Genomic DNA, 17,118 nt, shown 5'->3' with positions numbered 1-17,118 from the left:
ATGAATGTACCGTATTTCAGATGATTGCCACTTTTTCAGATTCTGAGGTCTGGCCAATAACGGGAAGGATTGTGAATGGTCAATGAGCGGCTCCGGCAGGTACAATCAAATCCGTAAACGTCAAGACGGGTTGAGCGTCGAGCGTTACATAATCATACATAAGGGAGAGGGTTGCGTGAAAATTTGGAACCGAAAGCTGGGGCTGGCGGCATTGGCTGCCGTCATGACCGGCGCATTGTTGAGCGGCTGCTCGAAAGATAACGCGGCAAACGAGGGGAATCATGAAAGCGCTGATACTGGGAAGGAAATCACGTTAGAGATGATGACCTTTTCCCATACGAATTGGCCGTACAAGGAGAATTGGCCGATTTATAAGTACTTAAAAGAGGAAACCGGCATCTCCTTCAAGGTGCAACCCGTCATGAGCGATTACACCACCACGATGAACCTGGCGATATCCTCGGGCGAGATCCCGGATCTCATGATGGTCAACAGCCTGAATGCCGCCAACACGCACGGGGCCAGCGGCGCGTTCGTCGACTATTTCGAGCATCTGGATCAGATGCCGAATTACAAGAAGTTTCTTGATGATCATCCGGAGGTAAAGGCCGCTATACTGTCTCCCGAGGGAAAAAATTATTTTATGCCGTTGTACGGACTTGAGCAGCAATCCAGGCGTTCCTGGCTTTACCGGGACGATATATTCAAGAAACACAATCTGACGCCGCCCACGACTTACGACGAACTGTATACCGTTGCGAAAAAGTTGAAGGAACTGTACCCGGACAGCTTCCCGATTGCCGTGTTCAACGGATTGAGCCCGCTGGTTAATATGGCACCTGCGTTTAATACCAACAGCAGCTATTATTACGATTTCGAGAAGAACGAATGGCGCTACGGACCGACAGAAGACAACTACAAGAAAATGGTCGAATATATGAATAAATTTTACGCGGAGGGCTTGGTTGCGCCTGACTTCATGGCACATAAACGCAAGCAATTTAACGATCTGCTGCTTCAGAACAAATCGTTTATCGCCAGCGACTACATCGGCATCATGGATGAGCTGCCGTTGATGCTGGGGGATGCATCGTCTGAGTTCAGTCTTGATTACATGGTTCCGCCTATCGGCACGCCGGATGGCAAGTCCCATAACGTGTTTGCCGGATTGCAGAGTGACGGCTTTGCCGTAGCGTCAAATTCCAAAGAGCGGGATCGACTGCTGCAGTACCTTGATTTCCTGTTCTCCCCCGAAGGGATTGAGCTGGCAACCTGGGGCAGGGAAGGCGAGACGTTCACGACGGAGAACGGGGTTCGCACGTTCAACGATGATTACAAAGAGTTTGGCGACTTAAGAACCAAAACGGGAATTGCGACGATCGGCGCTCACATAGTATTGGACATGACCGCATACGAGTCCATGTATTCACCAAAAATGCGGGAAGCGATGAAAATCGCACCAGACCATGAAACGATGCCGCAGCCAAGGCTTGCGTATACGAATGAAGAGAATGAAGTGCTGAGCATGGTCGGTGAAACCGTGAAGAAATTCCATGAGGAGCAGATTGCGAAATTCATTTTGGGACAGAAACCGATGGATGAATGGGACACTTACGTGCAAGAAGTGAACAAACTTGGCGTGCAGCAGGTGCTGGATGTTCATCAAAGCGCTTATGAACGGACGCAGAAATTCCTGAACGAAGCCAAGTAATTTAACCTGAACGCCATGCAGCCAGAGGAACCGGGCGGCTCTCTTTTTCGGATCGGCTCTTCGGATGCTCGTTATGCCTGGTTCCGGCCCGCAGGGGGTGCCGCTTATGGATACCGCATGGATTTCGCTGCTAAAGGAGGATACGTTTTTTGCAAGCACGGCATTCGAGTTTCTTGACCAAAGTGAAGCGGGATAAATACCTGCTGCTGCTGCTTCTTCCCTGTGCTCTGTATTACATCATTTTTAAATATGTTCCCATATTCGGCGTTTCGATCGCCTTCATGGACTACAACTTGTTTAAGGGAATCGCGGAGAGCGATTGGGTGGGGTTCAAATATTTCAGCATGTTTTTTAATACGCCCGACTTCTGGCCTGTTCTCCGGAATACATTTCTGCTGGGGTTGTATAAGCTGATTTTCGGCTTTCCCGCGCCCATCATACTTGCGTTACTCATTAATGAAGTGAGCAAATCTTTCTTGAAGCGGTTTGTCCAGACGGTCAGTTATCTTCCGCATTTCATATCCAACGTGGTTGTCGCGGGGATCGCGGTCATGTTTCTGTCGCCTACAGGCGGGGTGGTCAACCAGCTGCTGAATGCCATTGGGCTTGAACGGATCAACTTTCTGGTGGAAGCCTCCTGGTTCAGGTCGATTTATGTGACGACGGACGTATGGCAGCATATTGGATGGGGGACCATTATCTATTTGGCCGCATTGACGGCCATCGATCCGCAGCTCTATGAAGCGGCGCGCATGGACGGAGCGAACCGGTGGAGACAGACGCTGAACATTACGCTGCCCGGCATCGCCCCGGCGATTGTGATCATCCTGATACTCGACATCGGAAAAATATTGGAGATCGGCTTTGAGAAGGTATACCTGCTTGCGACTCCCGCTACTTACGAGACGGCCGATATCATATCTACTTACGTATACAGAGTAGGCTTAACGCAAGGCAACTACAGCTATGCAACGGCGATCGATCTGTTTACCGGCATCATCAGCTTTATTTTCATTATCGCGGCAAATGCGTTCAGCCGGCGAGTCAGCGGAAGCAGCATCTGGTAGAGGAGGAACGTGATGAAACCGAAATGGAATTGGTTTGATGCCCTGAATGCCTTGATATTGACTGGGGTCGTAGGGGCGTGTTTATACCCGTTTGTCTACATGCTGGCCGTGTCCCTCAGCGATTCCACCTCCATTGCCTCGGGGAAGGTCTGGCTGTGGCCGAAGGGCTTCAACCTGGATATGTATCAGTATGTGTTCGAGGACGGACGGGTGCTGAAAGGATACAAGAATACGCTGATATATGTCGTTCTCGGAACAGCGATTTCCTTGTTGGTGACGGCGCTGGGGGCCTATTCGCTGTCCAAGGCCAAGCTGGTCATGGGTAAACCGATATTGATGCTGATCGTGTTTACGATGTTTTTCAACGGAGGCATGATTCCGACGTTTCTGGTCGTGAAGGAGCTGGGCTTTGTCAACACCATATGGGGCATGGTGCTCCCAGGAGCCGTAGCCACCTGGAATCTGCTGATCATGCGGACTTTCTTCATGGGGATGCCCCAAGAGCTTGAAGAATCCGGCAAAATCGACGGTCTGTCCGAGATCGGAATTTTCTTTCGAATTGTGCTTCCGCTTTCCAAGCCGGTGCTTGCCACCATCGGATTGTATTATGCGGTGGGGATGTGGAATAACTTCATGGGTCCGCTGCTGTATTTGCGGGATGCCGATATGCAGCCGCTGCAGGTGATATTAAGAAACATCGTGCTGTCGGGCCAATTGACGGGAACGGATGGGCCTGTTGTAGGCGATATCGTGGTGGTGGAGGATGGTCTGAAGTTCGCTACCATCATGGTGTCCACCCTGCCGATCCTGCTGGTTTACCCGTTTATCCAGAAATATTTCGTAAAAGGAGCTTTGATCGGCTCCGTCAAAGGTTAAGCGGCCGGCCGCTCACCTGACTTACCGGATCCAGTTGGTTTTCCGGTAATCGCCTGGTGTTTGGCCGGTTATTTTTTTGAACATGCGGATAAAGGAAGTGACGTTGCGGTAGCCGATCCGGTTGCCTACTTCCTGAATCGGCATGTTCGTCGTCTCCAGAAGCTCTTTTGCTTTTGTTATCCGGATGGCATTCAATTGATCGCTGAAGTTGCTCCCCGTCTTCTCTTTAATATACCCGGACAGATAGGTGGGTGACATGTTGAGTTTATAAGCGAGCTGCTCGAGCGATATTTCTTCGTTGTAATGGGACTCCAGGTACTGAATGACATATTGGATGATATCGTAATGCTCCTCCCGTTTCCGGCGGATCGCTTGGGTTGCATGGGCGAGCTCGCCCAGAAGGACTTCCCGGTATTGGGCGGGAGTTACGCTGTACGCAAGCATATCGGCATAATCCGGAAGCACGTCGGTATTGATCTTCAGCAGTTCGACGGTTCTTCTCATGCGGACCGAGACCGATTTGGCAAAATGGCTCAGCTGATCCGCCGTAGCCTCCTGCCGCTGCAACCGTTCCAATGCCCGATCGATCAGCATTTGGCAGCTGCTCTCGTTGCCCGCCTGCAAATTCACGTAAAACTCGTGTTCCTGCTCGGCGGTGAAGCCCGTTGCATCGCCGCGGAGTTCCTTCTCCCAGATAATCTGGGTTTCCTCAAGCGGCCGGGCTTGAAGCAGGAGCGACATGGCTTCCGCATAGGCTTGATCGAACTCCGAGGTCTGCTGGAAGACGGATGAAACCGCGATATTCACGAGATAGGCGCTTTGATCGTGATCAAATATCCGTTTGAGCTGGCTGAGGCTCTGCTGCAGCGTGTCTGATTTTTCCTGCGTGTACACGATGGATAAGATTTGTTTGCCCTCCATCTGAAGGGTGTGCGACAAGGGAAAGGCCTCTTGGATCTGCAGCGTGATGATGTCCTTGATTTTGCCGGTTGCCCGTGTCATCAAGGCATCGAGCTTTGGAGTTGGGTTATGACGGTACCTCAATTGATAGACGATGACCATGAATGCTCCTTCGCCGACCCAAAGTTCTTTGGAAGCGGCGGTATCGATGGCAATGTTCTTGAACTGTGCCAAATAATGATAGCTGGTTAAGAGCGGTTTGGTTTGGTCCATCCATTCCTTGATCATCTTGCGCTCGTGCTGCAATCCCTTCAGATGGTTGGAAATGGCGCTGAATTCGGCGATGCTTCCTTGATACAGCTCCATCTCCGTTTGGCCCAGTCCCGTCACCATTCTCTTCAGCGGTTGGTTGATATTGCGAGAGAAGACCCACGATGCCAACGTGCCTATTAGCAGGGTAGCGGCAAATAACAGCACGGCAATCCAGTTCATGCGGCTGATGCTTTGATTAAGTTCGTTGTGCGGAATGATGGAGATATAGGTAAGACCGGAGCGTGCCCCTTTTTCGAAAAAATAGTACGATCCCTTCTCCATGATCCAATCCGACTGGCCGTCCCATTCCGGCAGCGGCTGGGAAGCCGTGTCCGGCAAGGATTCATACAGTTTCGTTCCCTTCGGGTCCAACAGTACGAAACGGGAACCGGCCATTCCTTTATAGGATTCATACCAGCTTTTCATATTCACGAAAGCTATGATTTGCCAGGGGCTTCCTTGCACATCAGCGACTAACGGCAGCAGCTGCACCTCGCTCTTCTCGGTCCCGATGGAGAAGGCGCTGCTGGGAAGCATTTGCATAAACCCATTGGCGGGCACTGTCTTTTTCCAGAACTCGTACGGATAGGAATTGCTGATGTAATAATGCTTGAACATGCGGTCATCGTTAACGATGCCGTCCCGTTCAAGCAGGAAGGCATGATTCCGGTAGTAGATCATGACATTATTCAAGTGATAGTATGGCTGGCTGACCAGGGTCCGAATCTGATCCGTCACCATTTCAACCTGCAGATAATCGATTCCTTTCTTTCCGCCGGCATCGGCCTGCCTGCTGATATTGCCGACGAATTCGTTATGCTGAAGGTTGAGGAGAAGGCTTTTCCAGGTGGAATATTGCTTCTCGAAATTGTCGACGGTGTTTCGAATCAGGGTCAGATTATATTTGACGATCTCATTGTTCACATTGCGGGAATAGAAGGTCATCGACCATAGGTTGTAGGAGGAGAGCAGGATAATCACGACGAGAAAATAGACCAACATTTTGACGAATAATGAATGAAGCGGAAAAAACGATTTCAACCATTTCATGCTGAATCTCCTTATGAACACGCCTACTTGTCTTTCTCTTTCCAAATCATTCTACCGGATCGCACAGAAAGGATAAAGAGTTTTATAATGCGTCACAGTTTGATCTTACTAAAAAGGGATTTAATGGTATAATAGTAACGAATGCACTAATTCTATGAGGAATGGAGGGGGAATCGAAATGACGATATTATGGGAAAATATCTTAATTATGCTTGCAGCAGGATTGCTTGGCATTGCCATTGTGGTGTTAGGCATTATAGGTTTGATACATTATGCGCGAAAAAACAATTAAGAATACATATATTTCCAATTTATATCTGGAAGGAATCATACCCATGCCAAATCGAGTGGATAAACGGTGAACTTTTTAAGGTAAGCGTTTTAAAAACATGTTACAATAGCTTGGGTTTAATATATAAAGGTTGACAGTGCCAACTTTCATAGATTGGTTCCGTGTCAGCCAGCCTTGTTCCAGTCATGTTGATAGGAGGATTCGAGAATGAATATCCATGAATATCAAGGAAAACAAGTACTGAAGCAATATGGAGTAGCTGTTCCGAACGGCAAGGTAGCGTTTACGGTGGAAGAAGCAGTTGAAGCTGCGCAATCTTTGGGCAGTCCCGTAACCGTTGTCAAAGCGCAGATCCACGCAGGCGGCCGCGGTAAAGCCGGCGGCGTTAAAGTGGCGAAGAACCTGGACGAGGTTCGTGCTTATGCCGAAGAAATTCTGGGCAAGGTGTTGGTGACTCACCAAACGGGTCCGGAAGGCAAGGAAGTCAAGCGTCTCCTTATTGAAGAGGGCTGCGATATTCGCAAAGAGTACTATATCGGGGTGGTCGTTGACCGCGCTACCGGCCGTGTCGTCATGATGGCGTCCGAGGAAGGCGGTACCGAAATCGAAGAGGTTGCAGCAGCAACTCCTGAGAAAATTTTCAAAGAAGTCGTGGATCCGGCGATCGGACTTCAAACATTCCAAGCGCGGAAATTAGCGTATTCCATTAATATTCCGAATGAACTGGTAGGTAAAGCCGTTCAGTTCATGCTGGCCTTGTATAAGGCATTCGTAGAGAAGGATTGCTCTATCGCTGAAATCAATCCGCTTGTCGTAACCGGTGACGGAAACGTCATGGCTCTCGATGCCAAACTCAATTTCGATTCCAATGCGTTGTTCCGTCATAAGGACATCTTGGAACTGCGCGATCTGGATGAGGAAGACGAGAAGGAAATCGAAGCGTCCAAATACGACTTGAGTTACATAGCTCTCGACGGCAACATCGGCTGCATGGTTAACGGCGCAGGTCTTGCCATGGCTACGATGGACATCATCAAGTATTATGGCGGCGACCCTGCCAACTTCCTTGATGTTGGGGGCGGCGCAACAACGGAGAAGGTAACGGAAGCCTTCAAGATTATTTTGTCCGATCCTCAAGTAAAAGGAATCTTTGTCAACATTTTCGGCGGCATTATGCGTTGCGACGTTATTGCTACCGGTGTTGTCGAAGCAGCGAAACAGCTGGGACTGACTCGTCCGCTTGTTGTACGCTTGGAAGGAACGAACGTAGACCTCGGCAAGCAGATTTTGGCTGAGTCCGGTCTGAATATCGTGCCTGCTGATTCCATGGCCGACGGAGCACAGAAGATCGTCTCCCTCGTTCAGTAATATTTCATTCCTGAAGGGGCATGGCACGATGGGCTTCTTAGCCCTGCCGTGCGGTTGCTTTCATTTTCAAATAACAATAGGGGATGTGAATCAATCGTGAGTATTTTGATCGATAAAAATACAAAAGTTATCACGCAAGGGATTACAGGTAAAACAGCCCTGTTCCATGCAAAAGGCGCCTTGGATTACGGTACGCAGATGGTCGGCGGAACTTCGCCCGGCAAAGGCGGAACCGAAGTTGAAATCACGCTGGAGAACGGCGAAACCGTCAAACTGCCGGTTTACAACACCGTTGAGGAAGCCAAAGCCAAAACAGGCGCAACCGCAAGCGTCATTTATGTACCGCCTGCTTTTGCGGCCGACTCCATTCTGGAAGCCGTTGATGCCGAGATGGATCTGGTGATCTGCATTACGGAAGGCATTCCGGTGCTCGACATGGTAAAGGTATCCCGTTATATGGAAGGCAAGAAGACTCGCTTGATCGGACCTAACTGTCCGGGTGTCATCACGCCGGGTGAATGTAAAATCGGCATCATGCCGGGTTACATCCACACGCCGGGACATGTCGGGGTTGTATCGCGGAGCGGTACCTTGACCTATGAAGCCGTTCATCAGCTGACGGCCCGCGGCATCGGACAATCCTCCGCCGTAGGAATCGGCGGCGACCCGGTCAAAGGGACGGAGTTTATCGATGTCCTGAGACTGTTCAACGAAGATCCGAATACCAAAGCGGTGATCATGATCGGCGAGATCGGCGGAACCGCTGAGGAAGAAGCGGCTGAGTGGATCAAAGCGAACATGACCAAGCCGGTGGTAGGCTTCATTGGCGGCGCAACAGCGCCTCCAGGGAAACGCATGGGCCACGCGGGCGCGATCATTTCCGGCGGTAAAGGAACAGCCAAGGAAAAAATCGCTGTGCTTGAAGCATGCGGCATCAAAGTGGCTCCTACGCCTGCCGAAATGGGCTCGACCTTGGTTAGCGTGCTGGAAGAGAAGGGGCTTTTGGAGTCCTGCACAACGCACTAAGGCTTAAACCTATCCATTGATAGGCCAGATTTACGTTATAACTTAAGGTAAGCAACCTTTTATTTCCTGATTAGGAAATGAAGGGTTGCTTTTTTGTTTATGATTTTATATTTTAAGGAGGTCGCGTGATGAGGCTGGACAGATTAATTCTGATTGCATTGCATGAAAGCGAAGGCATCGGATGGAAGACCATAAACCGAATGGTATTGAACGGCGAGCTGCATGAAGGCTTGCTGTCCTATGATGCGCAGGATTGGAGAGCGTGCGGTCTGCCTGTCGAAAAAGCAAACAAGCTGGCTAAAGAATTCCCTATCGCCGTCGAAAGAAAGCGTGTCGAACTGTCGAATGACGAGGAGGTCGAGCTTCGACAAGTGGAAGACAAGGTATGGAATTTGACAAACCGCACAAAAATACGTATTATAACAGCCCTTGATGCTGTCTATCCGGACATGTTGAAATCGTCGCCGCAAGCGCCCTGGGTTCTGTATTGCATCGGGGATCCTCATTTGCTGTCCACGCCGGGGATCGCGATGGTCGGCACAAGAATGCCTACCGGCTACGGGCGCAAGGTTGCATCGATGCTGTCGGAGGCGCTGACACGAGCGGGGCTTATGGTTGTCAGCGGCATGGCCAGAGGCATTGACAGCGTCGTGCACGAAACCGCTTTGCGAAGCGGCGGGCCGACGGTGGCCGTTCTCGGAGCCGGAATCGATGTCATTTATCCGCCGGAGAACCGCTCACTTTATGAAGAGATCGCAGCTAAAGGGCTTATTATTTCCGAATACCCGCCGGGTACCAAGGCGCTGCCGGGATTCTTCCCGCAGCGAAACCGGATCATCGCCGGGCTGACGCTGGGAACCGTGGTGGTGGAGGCGGATGCCCGCAGCGGATCGCTGATTACGGCGGATTTGGCCCTGGAGGCGGGAAGGGACGTGTTTTCCGTTCCGGGACCGCTCACTTCACCCAAGAGCAGAGGGACCTTGGATTTGATCAAGCAAGGGGCCAAGATGGTCACGGAAGCCGGGGATATAATAGAAGAATATGATTCCTGGTTGCCAAAAGGGGTCTCGGATACATACAATAAGGAGCGGCGGGCCCCTCGTCAGGAGCGTCCGGATGAACTAGCCGGGTTGACAAATGACGAACGACAAATATACCATATGCTCGAACAGGGTCCCGGGTCGCTGGATGAGATGATCGAGCGTACCCGGTGGGATTTTGGACATTTGCATTCAGTTCTGTTATCTTTAATCATAAAAAAGCAGATTACCCAATTACCCGGTGCTATATATAAAATCATATAATGGGAAAGTTTGAATGTTGGAGAGGAGGATGAACCTGTGGCGGATTCACTCGTCATCGTAGAGTCGCCTGCCAAGGCGAAAACGATTGGCAAATATCTCGGCAGCAAGTATATCGTGAAGGCTTCGATGGGTCATGTTCGCGATTTGCCGAAGAGCCAGATCGGGGTTGAGGTGGAAAACGACTTCAATCCGAAATACATTACGATCCGCGGAAAAGGTTCTGTCTTAAAGGAACTTAAGGATGCTAGCAAAAAGGTGAAAAAAGTGTACCTCGCAGCTGACCCCGATCGCGAAGGGGAAGCCATTGCATGGCATCTTGCGCATGCGTTGGAGCTGGATGATACTCAAAGCCTGCGGGTTGTATTTAATGAAATAACGAAAACGGCCGTGAAGGATGCCTTCAAAACGCCGCGCAAAATTAACATGGATCTGGTTAATGCGCAGCAGGCCAGACGTATTTTGGACCGATTGGTTGGTTACAAGATCAGTCCTATTCTATGGAAGAAAGTGAAGAAGGGTCTTTCGGCCGGCCGGGTTCAATCGGTAGCCGTCAAAATCATTCTCGACCGCGAGAATGAGATAAGCGCTTTCGTTCCGGAAGAATATTGGACTATAACGGCTAAGCTGGCGATTAAAGGCTCCGCATTCGAAGCCAAATTCACGCAGCTAAACGGCGCGAAGAAGGAACTGACCAATGAGCAGGAAGTGAATGAAATCCTCGAGTCGATTCGGGATGCTTCCTTTAAGGTCGGCGAAGTGAAAGAGCGTGAGCGTCAGCGCCACCCGTCGCCGCCGTTTACGACGAGCTCCTTGCAGCAGGAGGCTGCGCGTAAACTCGGTTTCCGTGCCGCCAAGACCATGTCGGTAGCCCAGCAGCTGTACGAGGGTGTTGAGTTAGGCAAGGAAGGCACCGTCGGTTTAATTACTTACATGCGTACGGATTCCACGCGGATCTCAGGCACGGCTCAAGAAGAAGCGAAAGAATACATCACCGAGAAGTACGGTGATCCGTTCGTGCCGGAGAGCCCGAGACAATATTCGAAAAAAGCAGCAAACGCCCAGGATGCGCACGAAGCGATTCGTCCAACGTCCGTGCTGCGCGATCCGGAATCCATGAAGCCGTATATGAGCCGCGACCAGCTTCGGTTGTACAAACTGGTCTGGGAACGCTTTGTGGCAAGCCAGATGTCTTCTGCAGTACTGGATACGCTTTCGGTGGACATCACTGCCGGGAATACGGTCTTCCGGGCGACCGGTTCGAAGGTCCGTTTCCCTGGATTCATGAAGGTCTACGTTGAAGGCAATGACGACGGAACGACAGAGGAAGACAAATACCTGCCGGAGCTTCATTCAGGAGACATTCTGGAGAAGCAGGACATTGAGCCGAAGCAGCACTTCACGCAGCCGCCTCCGCGTTATACGGAAGCTCGTCTTGTCCGAACGCTGGAGGAGCTCGGCATAGGGCGTCCAAGTACGTATGCGCCGACGCTGGAGACGATCCAGAAGAGAGGCTACGTTGCCATCGAAGAGAAAAATTCATGCCGACCGAGCTCGGCGAGCTTGTCATCGAGCAGATGGAGCAGTTCTTCCCCGAAATCCTCAATGTGGAGTTTACGGCGAACATGGAAGAGGATCTCGACCATGTGGAGGAAGGCTCCGAGGACTGGGTCAAGGTATTGGCAGAGTTCTATGAGTCCTTTGAGAAGCGGCTTGAAGTAGCAGAGGAAGAAATGAAGGAAATCGAAATCGAAGATGAGGTTTCCGATGAGATCTGCGAAAAATGCGGCAAGCCCATGGTTTATAAGCTGGGCCGTTTCGGCAAGTTTCTTGCCTGCTCGGGGTTCCCGGAATGCCGGAATACCAAGCCGATCGTGAAGGACATCGGCGTATCTTGCCCGAAATGCAAGGAAGGCCATGTCGTGGAACGCCGGAGCAAGAAGGGGCGCGTCTTCTTTGGCTGTGACCGGTATCCCGAATGCGACTTTGTATCATGGGATAAACCGTCAACGAAGCCGTGTCCGAATTGCAGCAGTTTAATGGTAGAGAAGAAAAGCAAGCAAGGCATCAAGCTTCAGTGTACCTCTTGCGATTATTCCGAAATGGTCGAGGAACAGGACGAAGCAGCAGATTTGTAAGGCATACAGGGGGTAATGACGTTGACAGATTCACAGAGGGTTACGGTTATCGGGGCAGGACTTGCTGGCAGTGAAGCTGCCTGGCAGATCGCCAGCCGAGGCGTACCCGTTACACTATACGAGATGCGGCCGGTCGTAAAGACGCCGGCTCATCATACGGACAAGTTCGCCGAGCTTGTATGCAGTAATTCGCTTCGGGCGAACGGATTAACCAATGCGGTCGGCGTATTGAAGGAAGAGATGCGGATGCTGAATTCCCTCGTCATCGGATCGGCTGACCGCAATTCCGTCCCGGCTGGCGGCGCATTGGCCGTCGACCGCGACGGCTTCTCCGGAGAAATTACGGAAACCTTGCATCAGCATCCGTTAATCGAGGTCGTAAATGAAGAAATTCAGCATATACCTGAAGAAGGCATCGTTGTGATTGCTACGGGACCGCTGACTTCGCCGGCATTGTCGTCGCAAATCCGCGAGCTGATGGGCGAAGACTATTTCTATTTTTACGATGCGGCTGCTCCGATCGTGGAAAAAGACTCTATTGATATGAGCAAGGTCTATCTGGCATCCCGTTATGATAAAGGCGAAGCGGCTTATCTGAATTGTCCCATGACGGAAGAAGAGTTTGACGCTTTCTATGACGCTCTAATCAATGCGGAAGTCGCACAGTTGAAAGAGTTTGAGAAGGAGATTTATTTTGAGGGCTGCATGCCGATCGAGGTCATGATGAAGCGTGGCAAACAAACCGCCTTGTTCGGCCCGATGAAGCCTGTTGGATTGGTGAACCCGCATACGGGCAAGCTGCCGCATGCTGTGGTGCAGCTCCGTCAGGATAATGCGGCGGGTACCCTCTACAACCTTGTCGGCTTCCAGACCCATTTGAAGTGGGGCGAACAGAAGCGCATCATTTCCATGATACCGGGCCTCGAGAACGCCGAAATCGTGCGATACGGCGTCATGCACCGCAATACGTTTGTCAATTCGCCGAAATTGCTGGAACAAACCTATCAGGTGAAAACACGGCCGAATTTGTACCTGGCTGGACAAATGACCGGCGTCGAAGGGTATGTCGAATCGGCGGCGTCCGGATTGATTGCTGGCATTAATGCGGCAAGGGCGGCTCAGGGGCGTGAGGGGATCGTATTCCCTCAGGAATCGACCATCGGGAGCATGGCTTATTACATAACCCATGCGGATCCCGATAATTTCCAGCCGATGAACGCCAACTTCGGTCTTCTTCCGGGCCTAGAGAAGCGGATTCGCAACAAAAAGGAAAAGAACGAAGCGCTTGCGAACCGTGCTCTTGACGGGGTACGCGTATTTATCAGCGAGCATGAACTAAATACAATCTAATCTTATTTTCTTAGGGAGGTCTTGCCATCATGGAAATGACTTTTCACGCCACGACGATTTGCGCAGTGCGGCACAATGGCACGGCAGCTATAGCCGGCGATGGCCAAGTCACATTCGGTGAAAGTGTAGTCATGAAGCAGACCGCCAAGAAAGTGCGCCGTCTTTACCGGGGACAAGTTGTCGCCGGTTTTGCCGGTTCTGTGGCGGATGCGATCACGTTGTTTGAGAAATTCGAAGGCAAGCTGGAGGAGCACCATGGAAACCTGCAGCGGGCCGCTGTCGAGCTTGCGAAGGACTGGCGTCAAGACAGGGTGCTTCGCAAACTTGAAGCCTTGATGATTGTTATGGACAAAACGGGGATGCTGCTGATTTCCGGCGGCGGCGAAATCATCGAGCCTGATGATGATGTGCTGGCCATCGGGTCAGGCGGCAATTTTGCCTTGTCTGCCGGACGTGCGCTTAAACGCCATGCAGGGCATATGGAAGCGAAAGACATCGCCAGAGAAGCCCTTCAGATCGCTTCTGAGGTGTGTGTCTACACCAACAGCAACATTATTGTTGAAGAGCTGTAAGAGGGCCATGCAGCAACATATAGCCATATCAGGGGTGGAGGTATTCGCGATGAGTAAAGAATCGATGACGCCTAGACAGATTGTATCCGAGCTGGATAAATACATCGTAGGCCAGAAGGACGCTAAAAAATCGGTCGCTGTCGCACTTCGGAACCGTTATCGCCGGAGTCTGCTGACCGATGACGAGCGGGATGAAATCGTACCGAAGAACATTCTGATGATCGGTCCTACCGGCGTCGGCAAAACGGAAATTGCGAGAAGGCTTGCCAAGCTGGTCCATGCACCGTTCGTCAAGGTCGAGGCAACGAAGTTTACCGAGGTTGGTTATGTCGGCCGTGATGTGGAGTCCATGGTGCGGGATCTGGTGGAAACCGCGATCCGGATGGTGAAGCTGGAACGTACGGAGAAGGTTAAGGACAAAGCCGAGGAAATGGCGAACGAGCGGATCGTTCAGCTGTTGGCGCCTTCAACCAAAGGCCAGAAGAGCCAGCGTAATCCCTTTGAGATGCTATTTGGCGGTGGAAACAACGAAACCCAGGCCGATGAGGAAGAGGCGGACGATAAGGACGTTAGTCTTAAAGAGAAGCGGAGACAGGTGCGCTTTAACCTGCTGTCCGGCAAGCTTGAAGACGAAACGATTGAGATCGATGTGGAGGATGCCGCACCGAATATGTTCGACATGTTTGCCGGACAGGGCAACGATCAGATGGGCATGAATATGCAGGAAATGTTCGGCAACCTGATGCCGAAGCGTACGAAGCGCCGCAAGCTATCCGTCAAGGAAGCCAGAAAAGTGCTTACGCAGGAAGAAGCAGGCAAGCTCATTGATATGGATGATGTCATCCAGGAGTCCATACGACGGGCCGAGCAATCCGGGATTATTTTCATCGACGAAATCGACAAGGTTGCCAGCCAGGGACGTCAATCGGGTCCTGATGTGTCCAGGGAAGGCGTGCAGCGCGACATTCTGCCTATCGTGGAAGGCTCCACGATCATGACGAAATACGGGCCGGTAAAAACGGATTTTGTCCTGTTTATTGCTGCTGGCGCATTCCATATCGCGAAGCCGTCGGATTTGATTCCCGAGCTTCAGGGGCGTTTTCCGATTCGGGTAGAGCTGAACAGTTTGTCGCTCGACGATTTTGTTTCCATTTTGACCGAGCCGAAAAACGCATTGACCAAACAATACGTCAATCTGCTTCGTACCGAAGACCTGGAAATCGAGTTTTCGCCGGAAGCGATACGGGAGATTGCCCAAATCGCGGCTTCGGTGAACCAGAACACGGAGAATATCGGCGCACGGAGGCTCCATACGATATTGGAGAAGCTGCTGGAGGATCTGTCGTTTGAAGCGCCTGAATTGACGCTGGACCGGATGGTGATCACCCCGCAGTATGTCCGGGAGAAACTTGCCGGCATCGCCCAGGATCGGGACCTGAGCCAGTATATTCTGTAGTTGCATTCGTATAGGTCTATCTGCCGGGTATGCAAAAAGGAGATAATTGTCGATATTCATCCCGGCCTTTCTTGCTGGATGTCGAAGCGCTTTCGCATGTTGGAAGGGAACGGGACGGATTTCGCAATTTTTTGTGAATATTCAGGATGGGAACAGGACCTACCTAGCGGGTAAATTCACTTAAAATTTACAGATTTAGTGGTACGATTTGCAATAATATAGAAAAAAATCGGATAAAAATGAACACAAAGCCCTTCTTTTTGGTAAAAGATAGGGCTTTTTTCTTATTGTAAAAAGTCCCAATCTTTAAGAAACTTAGTTTATGTGACATCATGTTGTCTTTTTCTACTTAAGACCTAGGTTAGTTCGTACGGATTATATTATTTGTCGAAAAAAGAGGGTTTAGCTAGGAAGAGTGGAATACCTTTCGGCAAATCCAGTCAGGAGGAATGAGCTAGTGAATCTGTTGAATAATAGTTCTTTTCAACGGCTTCAAAGCGGTTTGGATGCAGCGAATCTCAGGAACAACGTGATTGCAAACAACATCGCGAACGTGGATACACCTCATTTTAAGAGATCCGAAGTATCCTTTGAGAGTCTTCTGAAGAAAGAAATGGATGGAGCCCAGTTGTCGCTTCAGGGCAGAAGAACGGATCCCAGGCATTTTGTCATCGGTCCAACCGGGTCAATCCCGGATGCTTCGGTCATAAAGGACGGCAGCAGTTCCATGAATAACAACCAGAATAATGTCGATGCAGACAGAGAAATGTCGCTGCTTGCAGAGAATCAGCTTCGTTATAATTCGTACATACAAGCTGTAAATGAGCAGATTCGAATGATGCGTACAGCTATTGAAGGGAGATAGGGATTCATGAATATTAGCAATAGCTTCGGAATTAATGCATCAGCTCTAACGGCACAACGGCTTCGAATGGATGTTATCTCCTCCAACATAGCCAATGCGGAAACCACGCGCGCGCGAATCGAGAATGGACAAGCCGTTCCGTATCGCCGAAAGACGGTTGTGTTTCAGCCGCAGCAGGAATCCTTCGAAGGGCTTCTCAGAGCCCAGATGAACGGTCAGAATGCAGGGCAAGGGGTCAAGGTTGCGCAGGTGCGGGAAGATCAATCCCCGTTGAAGCAGGTATATAACCCCACACATCCGGATGCGAATGCGGAAGGCTATGTCTTTATGCCTAACGTCGATATTACGAAGGAAATGGTGGATATGCTTGCAGCTACCCGTTCTTACGAGGCTAACGTTACGGCGATAAACGCTTCGAAAGCGATGATCATGAAGGCTTTGGAGATTGGAAGATAAGACGAGGATATATACATAGACCAGCATAGTAGGAGGAGAGAGAGATGATTCAGAATGCAATGTTCAGTGTTCAGGGTGTACAGCCGCTGCAAATGCAGGAGCAAGTGAAAAATGGTGCGACTCCTTCCGAATCGATTCGAGATTTTGGCTCTTACCTGAATGAAGCACTGAACTCCGTGGCCGCGCAGGAACAGAACGCGCACGTGATGAGCGATAAATTAATGATTGGACAAGTAAACGTAGATCAGGCGATGATATCCGCCCAACAGGCTCTGTTGAGCATCCAGCTCACGACACAGGTCCGAAACAAAGTGGTAGAAGCCTATCAAGAGATCATGCGCACGCAAATCTAAATGTTTCTAGCAAAGTTTCGGATGG

At 50.6% G+C, this 17,118-nt stretch carries 14 protein-coding genes and 1 pseudogene; 14 read left to right on the top strand and 1 reads right to left on the bottom strand.

Annotation, left to right across the window (positions count from 1 at the left end):
* Positions 1–175 precede the first annotated feature (175 nt).
* From P0X86_RS21395 to P0X86_RS21385, 3 genes are all read left to right on the top strand, one after another.
* The gene (locus P0X86_RS21395) at positions 176–1,711 is read left to right on the top strand and encodes an ABC transporter substrate-binding protein (RefSeq protein WP_228468882.1); all 1,536 of its coding nucleotides are present in this window, start codon (positions 176–178) and stop codon (positions 1,709–1,711) included.
* A 149-nt stretch (positions 1,712–1,860) separates the two neighbouring features.
* Positions 1,861–2,778: an ABC transporter permease gene (locus P0X86_RS21390; protein ID WP_015736338.1), complete on the top strand. Its 918-nt coding sequence runs from the start codon at positions 1,861–1,863 to the stop codon at positions 2,776–2,778.
* A 12-nt stretch (positions 2,779–2,790) separates the two neighbouring features.
* Positions 2,791–3,654, top strand: a complete 864-nt coding sequence (locus P0X86_RS21385) for a carbohydrate ABC transporter permease (protein ID WP_277746395.1) — start codon at positions 2,791–2,793, stop codon at positions 3,652–3,654.
* A 21-nt stretch (positions 3,655–3,675) separates the two neighbouring features.
* Here P0X86_RS21385 and P0X86_RS21380 read toward each other — a convergent pair whose 3' ends face one another.
* The gene (locus P0X86_RS21380; protein ID WP_277746394.1) at positions 3,676–5,916 is read right to left on the bottom strand and encodes a helix-turn-helix domain-containing protein; all 2,241 of its coding nucleotides are present in this window, start codon (positions 5,914–5,916) and stop codon (positions 3,676–3,678) included.
* A 499-nt stretch (positions 5,917–6,415) separates the two neighbouring features.
* Here P0X86_RS21380 and sucC point away from each other — a divergent pair, with 499 nt between their 5' ends.
* From sucC to fliE, 11 genes and pseudogenes are all read left to right on the top strand, one after another.
* On the top strand, positions 6,416–7,576 hold the full coding sequence (gene sucC, locus P0X86_RS21375; protein WP_009594712.1) for an ADP-forming succinate--CoA ligase subunit beta: 1,161 nt from the start codon (positions 6,416–6,418) through the stop codon (positions 7,574–7,576).
* A gap of 96 nt (positions 7,577–7,672) precedes the next feature.
* Positions 7,673–8,602: a succinate--CoA ligase subunit alpha gene (gene sucD, locus P0X86_RS21370; RefSeq protein WP_009594770.1), complete on the top strand. Its 930-nt coding sequence runs from the start codon at positions 7,673–7,675 to the stop codon at positions 8,600–8,602.
* Between the two features lie 128 nt (positions 8,603–8,730).
* Positions 8,731–9,906: a DNA-processing protein DprA gene (gene dprA, locus P0X86_RS21365; RefSeq protein WP_036659206.1), complete on the top strand. Its 1,176-nt coding sequence runs from the start codon at positions 8,731–8,733 to the stop codon at positions 9,904–9,906.
* Between the two features lie 36 nt (positions 9,907–9,942).
* Positions 9,943–11,525 (top strand): annotated as a pseudogene (topA, locus tag P0X86_RS21360) (type I DNA topoisomerase); the annotation flags it as partial.
* A 3-nt stretch (positions 11,526–11,528) separates the two neighbouring features.
* Positions 11,529–12,041 carry a DNA topoisomerase family protein gene (locus P0X86_RS33330; RefSeq protein ID WP_481858309.1) on the top strand — a complete coding sequence of 171 codons (513 nt, stop codon included), beginning with the start codon at positions 11,529–11,531 and terminating at the stop codon, positions 12,039–12,041.
* A 15-nt stretch (positions 12,042–12,056) separates the two neighbouring features.
* Complete coding sequence (gene trmFO / locus P0X86_RS21355) at positions 12,057–13,391, top strand: FADH(2)-oxidizing methylenetetrahydrofolate--tRNA-(uracil(54)-C(5))-methyltransferase TrmFO (RefSeq protein WP_375120308.1); 1,335 nt, start codon at positions 12,057–12,059, stop codon at positions 13,389–13,391.
* Between the two features lie 29 nt (positions 13,392–13,420).
* Positions 13,421–13,963, top strand: a complete 543-nt coding sequence (hslV, locus tag P0X86_RS21350; protein ID WP_006211334.1) for an ATP-dependent protease subunit HslV — start codon at positions 13,421–13,423, stop codon at positions 13,961–13,963.
* 49 nt (positions 13,964–14,012) lie between these two features.
* Complete coding sequence (hslU, locus tag P0X86_RS21345; protein WP_096774516.1) at positions 14,013–15,419, top strand: ATP-dependent protease ATPase subunit HslU; 1,407 nt, start codon at positions 14,013–14,015, stop codon at positions 15,417–15,419.
* Between the two features lie 457 nt (positions 15,420–15,876).
* Complete coding sequence (gene flgB, locus P0X86_RS21340; protein WP_015736331.1) at positions 15,877–16,284, top strand: flagellar basal body rod protein FlgB; 408 nt, start codon at positions 15,877–15,879, stop codon at positions 16,282–16,284.
* A gap of 6 nt (positions 16,285–16,290) precedes the next feature.
* Positions 16,291–16,740, top strand: coding sequence for a flagellar basal body rod protein FlgC (gene flgC, locus P0X86_RS21335; RefSeq protein ID WP_009594707.1), 450 nt, complete (start codon positions 16,291–16,293; stop codon positions 16,738–16,740).
* Between the two features lie 44 nt (positions 16,741–16,784).
* Complete coding sequence (gene fliE / locus P0X86_RS21330) at positions 16,785–17,093, top strand: flagellar hook-basal body complex protein FliE (RefSeq protein WP_009594713.1); 309 nt, start codon at positions 16,785–16,787, stop codon at positions 17,091–17,093.
* Positions 17,094–17,118 lie beyond the last annotated feature (25 nt).

It is taken from the genome of Paenibacillus sp. BR1-192 (genome assembly GCF_029542445.1).
Taxonomy (GTDB): Bacteria; Bacillota; Bacilli; order Paenibacillales; family Paenibacillaceae; genus Paenibacillus_AQ; species Paenibacillus_AQ lautus_A.
This window is presented reverse-complemented; position numbering and strand designations above follow the sequence as displayed.